10 protein-coding genes are annotated in these 10,059 nt (G+C 63.2%); 6 read left to right on the top strand and 4 right to left on the bottom strand.

Annotation, left to right across the window (positions count from 1 at the left end):
• The 3 genes from repC to repA form a co-directional block, all read right to left on the bottom strand.
• Complete coding sequence (gene repC, locus AMK00_RS27015; RefSeq protein ID WP_064812308.1) at positions 1 to 1,215, bottom strand: plasmid replication protein RepC; 1,215 nt, start codon at positions 1,213 to 1,215, stop codon at positions 1 to 3.
• A gap of 154 nt (positions 1,216 to 1,369) precedes the next feature.
• Positions 1,370 to 2,365, bottom strand: a complete 996-nt coding sequence (gene repB / locus AMK00_RS27010; RefSeq protein WP_064812307.1) for a plasmid partitioning protein RepB — start codon at positions 2,363 to 2,365, stop codon at positions 1,370 to 1,372.
• Positions 2,362 to 3,558 carry a plasmid partitioning protein RepA gene (repA, locus tag AMK00_RS27005; protein ID WP_064812306.1) on the bottom strand — a complete coding sequence of 399 codons (1,197 nt, stop codon included), beginning with the start codon at positions 3,556 to 3,558 and terminating at the stop codon, positions 2,362 to 2,364. Before repA ends, repB begins: the two co-directional genes overlap by 4 nt.
• Positions 3,559 to 3,761: 203 nt before the next feature.
• Between repA and cobF the strand changes: the two genes are divergently transcribed.
• The 5 genes from cobF (at position 3,762) to AMK00_RS26980 (ending at position 8,093) form a co-directional block, all read left to right on the top strand.
• Positions 3,762 to 4,526, top strand: coding sequence for a precorrin-6A synthase (deacetylating) (gene cobF, locus AMK00_RS27000; protein WP_064812305.1), 765 nt, complete (start codon positions 3,762 to 3,764; stop codon positions 4,524 to 4,526).
• Positions 4,527 to 4,589: 63 nt separating this feature from the next.
• Complete coding sequence (gene cobG / locus AMK00_RS26995; protein WP_064812304.1) at positions 4,590 to 5,969, top strand: precorrin-3B synthase; 1,380 nt, start codon at positions 4,590 to 4,592, stop codon at positions 5,967 to 5,969.
• 2 nt (positions 5,970 to 5,971) lie between these two features.
• Complete coding sequence (locus AMK00_RS26990) at positions 5,972 to 6,604, top strand: precorrin-8X methylmutase (protein WP_064808796.1); 633 nt, start codon at positions 5,972 to 5,974, stop codon at positions 6,602 to 6,604.
• Positions 6,601 to 7,332: a precorrin-2 C(20)-methyltransferase gene (locus AMK00_RS26985; protein WP_064812303.1), complete on the top strand. Its 732-nt coding sequence runs from the start codon at positions 6,601 to 6,603 to the stop codon at positions 7,330 to 7,332. The genes AMK00_RS26990 and AMK00_RS26985 overlap by 4 nt, the downstream gene beginning before the upstream one ends.
• Positions 7,329 to 8,093 (top strand): precorrin-3B C(17)-methyltransferase, encoded by a 765-nt coding sequence (locus AMK00_RS26980; RefSeq protein WP_064812302.1) that lies wholly within the window; start codon positions 7,329 to 7,331, stop codon positions 8,091 to 8,093. Before AMK00_RS26985 ends, AMK00_RS26980 begins: the two co-directional genes overlap by 4 nt.
• Here AMK00_RS26980 and AMK00_RS26975 read toward each other — a convergent pair.
• The gene (locus tag AMK00_RS26975; RefSeq protein ID WP_064812301.1) at positions 8,057 to 8,827 is read right to left on the bottom strand and encodes a cobalt-precorrin-6A reductase; all 771 of its coding nucleotides are present in this window, start codon (positions 8,825 to 8,827) and stop codon (positions 8,057 to 8,059) included. The two genes, AMK00_RS26980 and AMK00_RS26975, sit on opposite strands and share 37 nt — an antisense overlap.
• Between AMK00_RS26975 and AMK00_RS26970 the strand changes: the two genes are divergently transcribed.
• Entirely contained in the window at positions 8,826 to 10,058 is a 1,233-nt protein-coding gene (locus tag AMK00_RS26970) for a bifunctional cobalt-precorrin-7 (C(5))-methyltransferase/cobalt-precorrin-6B (C(15))-methyltransferase (RefSeq protein ID WP_064812300.1), read from the top strand. The genes AMK00_RS26975 and AMK00_RS26970 overlap by 2 nt on opposite strands.
• Position 10,059: the final 1 nt, after the last annotated feature.

Genomic DNA, 10,059 nt, shown 5'->3' with positions numbered 1-10,059 from the left:
TCATCCCGTTTTTCTCGTCATCGGACCATTGGCCCGCATCAACGCCATCAGCATCGGACCGAGCGAGAACTCACCGCGCTCCGCCCGCCGCGTCAGATCACGCAGATAGCCGCCGGCCGAATTGATATGGCCGCCGCGTTCCAGAATGCAGGCGATCACGGTGGCAGCATTCTCCGGCCCCATGACGTCGCAGGCTTGCTGATAGGCGCTGGGGCTGACGCCAAGGGTGGAACGGACGACGACGGCGGCGGCCATCAAATCCCGCCAGCTACCGATTCCGCCGCCCGGCCCATAGGCAACAATCTCGGGGCAGGCCTGCAGCACCACGGCAAGGGGGAAGGATTTCGGCGGCTCCCGCCACGGCCGCGGTTCTTCCTCCGGCTTCGCGCCCTGCTTCGTGTCGAAGCTTGGTTCAAGTTCAGATATGGGGTGTGGGTTTGAATTATGTATGTGCCGACCGTTTTGGCTGTCATTGGCGTCTGTTTTTTTTGCTTTTGCCTTCGATTCCAGCGTCTTGACGATCATTTCGCGGAACGCTTCGAGATCAGTCAGCAGGCTCTGGATCTCCGCGGTCGACGGGCGGCGCGGCAGGCTTGCCGATAGGCAATTGAAATGTTGCTGCATCTTGATCCACTCGCCGGCGATTTCCTCTTCCAGCGCGATCTCGATGAGCTTGGTGATGTCACGCCGGCAAAGGCTCAGCCGCTCTCTCAGGCGCTTCCATTCAAGCTTGTCGGCCAGCACCTGCGCCGCCTGGGCTTCGATCTCGCGAGCGCGCACGACGAGCGGTGCCAGGCTGAAGCCGAAGGCTTCCCCAACCCCGCCCTCGCCGTTGCGGCGGGCAAAACGTTTTCCGTTCGGACTATCCCGCCGGATGATCAGGCCGGCCTCCACCAGCATCGCCAGGTTTCGCCGCAGCGTGGTGCCGGCCATGCCATGAGTGCGCAGCGACAGCTGCTCGTTCGAAGGAAAGACGACGAAGCCGTTGGTCTCGGCAATCTCGTTCTTCGGATAGAAGGTCAACAGCGCGTTGAGAACGGCAAGCGCACGGTCGGACACGCCGATCAGGCTCTTTGCTTCACAGAGCGCACGAAAGATCTTCCATTTGTCGACCGATGCGTCCGCATCGATCCTGCTGGCGCTTTCCTGGCTTTCCAGCATGCCAAGCGTCATCGATCGCCGCCCGAAGGGCGTCGATACATATTGAGGCTCCATGTCCCTCACCTTTTTTCAAGGCAAAAGAAATCTACCATCCAAAAGGATGCCGAAGAAGCTTGACACTGATTCGAGGAAGTGCGATTCTCAGATTGTCCAGATATGAGAAAGGCTTCCGCGACGGCAACGTTCGGAGGCTTTTTTCTTTTGCGGCCTACTCTCCTGCTTGCAACTTGCCGGCCTGATAAGCTTCGTAAAGCTCATCGAGACGGCGTGAAATGTAAGCGCCGAAATCCGGCGCATCGCCTGTTTTCAACGCGATCGTGAAGGAATTGCCGGCGCTTTTGATTCGGCCGGCAATCTTGCCGCCGCTCTTCGGCTTCCAGTCATATTCGGTGGGCTCGGGCTTGGCCTCTTTCCTGGCGAGTTCGGCGACCAACAGCTCGAATCGGCGGTCGCTCTCCTCCGCCCTGAACCGATCCGAGGCGATGAACTTCGCAAGCCGCGCCGCCGTCGTCCCATTCCAGTCCTGGGCAAGCGCCATCCACTTGCGTCGTCCGATACCGGGTGCGTCCCCCACCGACCTGATGATTTCGGCCGGAATGGCCTTGGCGACCGACAGCAGCTTCGATAGCTCCGTCTTATCAGTGGACAGCGCCTTCATGATAACGGGACGTTCAAAGCCCTTGAGCTCGAGATTGAGAGCGAAGACGGCGCGTTCGATATAGGAAAGGTTCCGGCGCGCCGAATTCTCGATGCCCTGCGCAATGACGACATCGGTGTCGTCGAGCTGGCGGACGATCGCCTGCACCCTGCGCCCGAGCAGCTTGACGGCCTGCAGCCGGCGATGGCCGTAGGCGATCTGGTACCGCTCGCCATCTTGGGGATGGCGCCGAACAAGGATCGGCACTTCCTGGCCATTGTCGGCAATCGACTGCACCAGCTCGTCCTCGCGATCGAGCGGCTGGTCGGCAAGGCGATCGCGGACGAAGGAAGAATCGATCAGATCGGGATCGAGTTCGACGATGCGCTCGCCGGAGAGCAAAGCCTCCTGCATCGCCCTGCTCTCTTCCTCCATGCGGCCAAGGGTCAGCGCCATTGTCCGAACCGGACCGGCCGATCCACGCAAAGAAGGCTCCTCGTAGTTGGCCGCGGCCAACTCCTGCGCCGTATCGTCGAAAAGACCTTTCAGGCGATCACGTCTGCTCATGTGCGGCCCCAGGCTTTGTGAATGCCGGCAAGAACCTCGCCATTGGCAGCGTTGACCGATTCCAGCGCCCGATCATACGTCGAGCGGCGCACCTGCCCCTTCTCGATTTCGTAAAGCGTCTGCTTTGTCAGCCCCGCATCGGCGATTGCCGTCGATTTGAGAATGGTTGCCGTCAGCACGTCGTCGCCGAACAGGCTGCGCAACAGCGCAACGATCTGCGACTGCGGTGCATCGAAGGGTTCGTGACGGGTGACGACATATTTGATGAAGTCGTGCTGCAGGTCGCCGCCGGCCCTGCGAACCACAGAGAGAAGATCCGAGGTCATCAGCAGGAACTGCGACATGGAGGCGACATCAACCATCTGCGGGTGGATGGTGATGAGCAGCGATGTGGCGGCGCAAACGGCACCGAGGGTGAGATAGCCGAGCTGCGGCGGGCAGTCGATCACCACCACATCGTAATCGGCCTCGACCTCGGCGATAGCGACGCCGACGCGGCGGAAAAACAGCTCGGCCGGCTTCTGGCGATCATTGAGCGCCCGCGGCGTCTCATGCTCGAACTCCATCAGTTCGAGATTGCCGGGCACCAGATCGAGTCCGTCGAAATAGGTCTTGCGGATGATCTCCTTCAGCGGCTTACGAGCCGCATCGTAGCGGATGGCCCCATACAGCGTATCGCCGTCGGAAAGATCGAATTCCGGCTGAACGCCCAGCATGGAGGAGAGCGAGGCCTGCGGGTCGAGATCGACCGCCAGCACCCGGTAACCCTCCAGTGCCAGATGTTGCGCCAGATAAAGCGTGGTCGTCGTCTTGGCCGAACCGCCCTTGAAATTGGTGACGGCGACCGTCTGCAGCTTTTCGCCGGGGCGACGCCACGGGAGGTAACTCAGCGCATCCTTCGGCTTGAGATTCGCCATGTAATGGCGCAATTCATTGATCTGCCCGAGCGTATAGGAACGTCGACCATTTGAGGAAAGCTCCGGCTGCGGCCCCTTGCCGTCAAGCGAAAGCTGGCGAAGATAACCGTCGGAAACGCCGATCATCTGGGCGGCTTCGCCGGAAGAGAATGTGCGCAGCGTCTTCTGCGCAAGCGGCGGAAACAGCTTGTCGCGGAGAAGCTTCAGTTGCCGCGAAAGCTGGTTCGCGTGCCGCTCGATCCGCACGTCTGTCGTCGATACGCTAATGTTGTCCAAAACACCCAATCCTTTTCGATGCGCTTTTCTGTCAACATAGCGTCAAAAAGCGTATCGAAAGTGACACGATTCGGGATTTACGGCAACAATAGGGGTCAAGCCGCCATGTCGGGCCGAGTTGGCCGCGGCCAACTCCCTGCCCCGCCCTTGCGGGCGGCCGGGTTTTTGGGCAAGACCGCTTGGACTCACGGGGAAATATCCGCTTGAAGCATATCAATATCATCGGAATCGGCACGGGCAATCCGGAGCACGTCACCATACAGGCGATCAAGGCGATGAACTCCGCCGAGGTGATCTTCCTGCCGCTCAAGGGCGCCGGCAAGGAAGAGCTCGCCGAGATCAGGCGGGAGATCTGTGAGCGTTATGTCACCCGTCCAGGCGTCCGGATCGCAGAATTCGCGGTGCCGGAAAGGCAGACCGCACACACAAGCTACTCCCAAAGCGTCGATGCCTGGCACGGCGAGATCGCGAATATCTATGGAGAATTGATCTCGGGCCTGCCGGACGGCGGCACCGGTGCCTTTCTCGTCTGGGGTGATCCCAGTCTTTACGACAGCACGATCCGCATCATCGAACGCGTGCGCCAAGCAAACAGCATTGAATTCGATTACAGCGTCGTTCCCGGCATCACCAGCATCCAGGCGTTGGCGGCCAGCCACAAAATCCCGCTCAATCTCGTCGGCAAGCCGGTCGAGATCACCACCGGGCGGCGGCTGGCGCGAGATGGACTTTGCGGCGGCAGTACGGTCGTCATGCTCGATGGCGAACAGGCTTTTGCGAAGATCGACGATGCCGACGCCGAGATCTTCTGGGGCGCCTATCTCGGCACTGGAGACGAGATCATCCGATCGGGACGGCTCGCAGACATCGCTGCCGACATCCAGACACTCCGAAGCGAGGCGAGGCAGCGGCACGGCTGGATCATGGACATATATCTGCTGCGCAAGGGACGCGACTTCGAGGAATAGCCATCGCCATCGTGTTTTGCCGCGCCGGCCGCGATCATGTAAGAGATGATCAGAGGGTTGAGAATGGGCACAAAGGCCGCCAAGGCAATCGACAGGACAGGCGAGGCGGATCTCGATGATCGGCCGCTGGCGAAGCCACGCCCGCGCGGCGCCTGCCCAGCCCTTGCCGCACCGATGCCGACCGGCGATGGTTTGCTCGTGCGGCTGCGTCCGGCCGGCGGCGCCTTGATACTATCGCAATTCTCAGCGCTTGCCCGCTCGGCTGCGGAGCATGGAAACGGCATCGTGGAAATCACCGCGCGCGGCAACCTGCAGATTCGCGGGCTGCGGGTCGAAACCGTTAGGCGCCTCGCCGCCGATATCGATGCCGCCGGGATCGCCGTGCCGGACGGGCCGGCCATCGAAATATCGCCGCTGCACGGCATCGATCCCGAGGAGATAAGCGATCCGGCAGTGCTGGAACAAGCGTTGCGCAGCACGCTCGGAGAGCGGCTCGCCTCGCCGCGGCTAGCACCGAAACTCTCGCTCATCATCGACGGCGGCGGCGCGTTCGGTTTATCGGCGCTTCCGGCCGATATTCGTATCGTCGCGCGACCCGGCGCACAATGGCTCGTTGCGATCAATGGCGACGGCGAAACGGCAACGCCAGTTGCGAAGGGTGCAGCAGAAGCGGCGATATCAGCCGTTGGCGAGATTCTCGAGCTGCTGGCGGTCAGGCAGAGCCGACGGGCGAGGGATATCGATCCGGCCCTTCTGCGGGCGCGGTTTCCCGCTATGGATGCCATCCGATTTCGTCCGTCACATCGAGCAAAGATGCCGCTTTCCGGCTTGCACCGGCTGAAGAACGGAAAACATGTGCTTGGTGTGCGGCCGGAATTCGGTCAGATGAGGGCATCCGATCTGACCACCCTGTTCGACGAGGCAAAAGCCCACGGCGCGACAGCCATTCGACTCGCGCCCGGCCGCGGCTTCTTCTTCACCGACTTTCCGGCGGGTGCCGCGCCGGCCATGCAGATCACTGCGAGCAAACATGGCTTCAGTGTGCAATCCGGCGAGAAATGCGAATATATCGCCGCATGCGCCGGCGCCGGCGCCTGCGGCTCCGCCTTCTTCGAGACCGGAACGCTGGCGCGCCGAATTCTGGCCGCGGCACCCGACCTTTTCGACGGCTCGCTGATGCTGCATCTCTCCGGCTGCGCCAAGGGCTGCGCGCATCCGCGTCCGGCACTGACGCTGACCGGCACGTCTGAAGGTTACGATCTCATCCTCAACGGGTTGGCAATGGACCGGCCGGATGAACGGATCGCTGGCGGACGGATCGATTTCGCTATAGAGAGGCTCGCCCGCTCCATCGAAGACAACAGAGGCGCTGGCGAATCGACCGCCGCCTGCCTTAAACGGCTTGGCGCAACCGGCGTTGCGAAGGCGCTGCGACAGGGATAGGAATGCCAGACTACGATTATATCCGCAGCGGCGACGCGATCTACGAGCGTTCCTTTGCGATCATCCGCGCCGAGGCCGATCTTTCGCGTTTCACCGAAGATCAAGCCGAGATCGCCGTCCGCATGATCCATGCCTGCGGGCTGGTCGAAGCGGCGGAGCATTTCGTCTTTTCGACCGATTTCGTCGGTGCCGCACGCGAGGCGCTGAAGGCCGGGGCGCCGATCTTCTGCGACGCGGAAATGGTCTCCCATGGTGTCACCCGGGCGCGGCTGCCGGCGCTGAACGAGGTGATCTGCACGCTGCGCGATCCGGCGACGCCAGAGCTGGCGCGCGAGATCGGCAATACGCGCTCGGCCGCCGCCATGCATCTGTGGCTCGACCGGCTCGGCGGAAGTGTCGTCGCGATCGGCAACGCGCCGACGGCGCTGTTCCACCTGCTCGAGCTCCTGCGCGACGGCGCTCCGAAACCCGCTGCGATCCTCGGCATGCCCGTTGGCTTCGTCGGCGCGGCGGAATCGAAGGACGCGCTGGCAGAGAATTCCTACGGCGTTCCCTTCGCCATTGTGCGCAGCCGGCTTGGGGGCAGCGCCATGACGGCTGCAGCGCTCAATGCGCTGGCGAGGCCGGGGCTATGACGGAACATGGCCGTCTGATCGGCGTCGGCACGGGTCCCGGCGATCCCGAGCTTCTGACCCTCAAAGCCGTCCGCGCCATCGAAGGCGCCGAAGTCATTGCCTATTTCGCCAAAGAGGGCAGGGGCGGCAACGGCAAGGCGATCGTCGAGCCGCTGCTGAAACCCGGCGTGACGCTGCTGCCGCTCTATTATCCCGTGACGACCGAGATCGACAAGAACGACGAACGCTACCAGAGCCTGATCACCCGGTTCTATGATCGCTCTGCCGCGGCAATCGCCGACCATCTCGATGCCGGGCGGACCGTCGCGGTGCTCAGCGAAGGCGATCCGCTGTTCTATGGATCCTATATGCACCTGCATGTCAGACTTTCCCAGCGCTACCCGACGGAAGTGATCCCCGGCATCAGCGCCATGTCGGGCTGCTGGTCGTTAGCCGGCATGCCGATCGTACAGGGGGACGACGTGCTGTCCGTACTGCCAGGTACGATGGCGGAGACGGAGCTGACGCGCCGCCTGGCCGATACGCAAGCGGCCGTCATCATGAAGGTCGGCCGCAATCTGCCGAAGATCCGCCGGGCGCTCAAAGCTGCCGGCCGGCTTGCGGAAGCCATCTATGTCGAACGCGGCACCATGGCGAATGCGGCCATGGTAAAGCTTGCCGACAGAGCTGACGGCGAGGCGCCGTATTTTTCGCTGGTGCTGGTTCCCGGCTGGGAGGGCAGCCGATGAGCGGCGCGCTTTTCGTGATCGGCACCGGTCCTGGTAATCCCGAGCAGATGACGCCGGAGGCGTTGGCTGCTGTCGAAGCTGCGACCGATTTCTTCGGGTATGGACCCTATCTCGACAGGCTGCAACTGCGACATGATCAGCTGCGGCATGTCTCGGACAATCGCGAAGAGCTCGACAGGGCAGGGGCGGCACTGTCGATGGCGGCGGATGGCGCCAAAGTCTGCGTCGTCTCCGGCGGCGATCCCGGTGTCTTCGCCATGGCTGCGGCCGTCTGCGAGGCGATCGAGAACGGACCGGCCGCCTGGCGCGCCGTCGATCTCACCATCCTGCCCGGCGTCACCGCCATGCTGGCAGTGGCGGCAAGGGCGGGGGCGCCGCTTGGTCACGACTTTTGCGCCATATCGCTCTCCGACAATCTAAAGCCCTGGAATATAATAGAAAACCGTCTTGAATTGGCGGCCAAGGCCGGGTTCGTCATCGCCCTTTATAATCCGATCAGCCGGGCCCGGCCCTGGCAACTCGGCGAGGCCTTCAAGCTGCTGCGGGCGCATCTGCCTGCAACGACACCAGTTATTTTCGGGCGTGCGGCCGGGCGGCCGGACGAACGTATCGCCGTGCAGCCGCTTTCTCAGGCTGATGCCTCGATCGCCGATATGGCGACCTGCATCATCATCGGCTCGGCCGAAACGCGGATCATCACGCGGCCCGGCAGGCCGGATCTCGTCTATACCCCGCGTTTCATGGCGGAGGGAAAGAGGTGATCGATCGCCGCCAGCGCCGCCGCGACAGTTTCGACCGTCTTGACCGCGGACGCCTCAGCCCGCGCGACCATCAACACCTCGATGCCGAGCAGGCGGGCTGCCTCGATCTTCGCATAGGTGGCGGCGCCGCCGCTGTTCTTGGCAATGATGACATCGATATGGTGTTGCCTCAGCAGAGCCAATTCGCCTTCCAGCGTGAACGGACCGCGATCGAGGATATAATCGACATTCGCAAGCGTCAGCGGCGGCTCGACGGGGTCGACGCTGCGGATGAGATAGTGATGCTGCGCTGCCGCTTCCGCATAATGCGCACCCTGCCGGCCGGTTGCCACGAAGACGCGGCGAGGGGAGGGGCCAAGCGCTCCGATCGCCGCCGGAATGCTTCGCAGGTCCCGCCAATGATCGCCCGGCAGGCGCTGCCATTCGGGACGGCGCAGAGCGATTGCGGTTATGCCGATGGCCTCGGCAGCATGGGCGGCATTGGTGGAAATGCGCTCGGCGAAGGGATGCGTGGCGTCGATCAGCAGATCATATCCGCCGGCCTTCAGGAAATCGGCGAGCGCCGCAGCCCCGCCGAAACCACCGATTCGAACCGGAACCGGCTGCGCGGCCGGTTTTTCGGTACGACCGGCCAGCGACAGAAGAACGTCGCAATCGTCACGCGCCGCGAGCGCTTCGGCCAGCAGACGCGCCTCGTTGGTGCCGCCGAGGATCAGGATGCGAGGTCGTCCCATGGCTGATGTCTCTCCTGCCGGCAATCCGCCCTGGCTGACTATTATCGGCATCGGTGAAGATGGTCCAGAAGGGCTGGGCGAGGAGGCGAGGAGGCTGATCGCCGGCGCACCGGCCGTCTTCGGCGGCGCACGGCATCATGCGCTGGCGGCGCCGCTGATATTAGGTGAGACCTTTGCCTGGCAGAGCCCGTTCGAGCGCTCGATCGAAGCCATCCTTGCCAGGCGCGGCACGCCGGTTGTCGTGCTCGCCTCCGGCAATCCGTTTCTCTATGGCGTCGGCGCAACGCTCTCCCGCCATGTGGCAGTGGACGAGATGCGCACCATCCCCGCGCCCTCGGCCTTCAGCCTTGCCGCCTCGCGCCTCGGCTGGCCGCTGCAGGACGTCGCGACGATTTCGCTGCATGGCAGACCGATCGACCTGATCCGGCCGCATCTGCACCCAAGGCGGCGCATCATTGCGCTGACGTCGGACGAGAATGGGCCTCGCGCGCTGGCAAACCTGCTGGCCACCGATGGCTTCGGTCAGTCGCAGCTTACCGTTCTCGAGGCGCTCGGCGGCGCGCGGGAACGGCGCAGAAACGCGATCGCGGCCGATTTCGATCTCACAGATATCGATTCCCTCAACGTCTGCGCCCTGCAAATCGCGGCAGGGGAGGGGGCGCGCATTCTGCCTTTCGCCGCAGGCCTTGAGGACGGGCTGTTCGAACATGACGGTCAGATCACCAAACGCGAAATCCGGGCGATGACGGTGTCGGCGCTTGCGCCGCGTCACGGGCAACTGCTCTGGGACATCGGCGCCGGTTCCGGCTCGATCGGCATCGAATGGATGCTCGCCGATCCGTCGCTGAAGACGATCGCCCTCGAGCAATCGTCGGAGCGGGCGGCGCGGATCGCCCGCAATGCATCCGCTTTCGGCGTGCCGCATCTCGCCGTCGTCGAAGGCGCAGCACCCGGCGCATTAGCGGGCTTGCCGGAACCGGACGCGATCTTCATCGGCGGCGGCGGCAGCGAGCCCAACGTTATCGATGCTGCGACTGCGGCGCTGAAGCGGGGAGGGCGGCTCGTCGCCAATGCCGTGACGCTCGAAATGGAGGCGGTGCTGCTCTCAGAACACGCAAAACGCGGCGGCTCGCTGACGCGCATCGAAATAGCGCGCGCAGGCGCCATCGGCGGCATGAGCGGCTGGCGGCCGGCCATGCCGGTGACGCAGTGGTGCTGGACGAAAGGATGAC

The sequence above is a fragment of the Rhizobium sp. N621 genome, assembly GCF_001664325.1.
Taxonomy (GTDB): Bacteria; Pseudomonadota; Alphaproteobacteria; order Rhizobiales; family Rhizobiaceae; genus Rhizobium; species Rhizobium esperanzae.
Note: the sequence above shows the minus strand (reverse complement) of the source record. Positions and strands in the feature narration are given on the sequence as shown.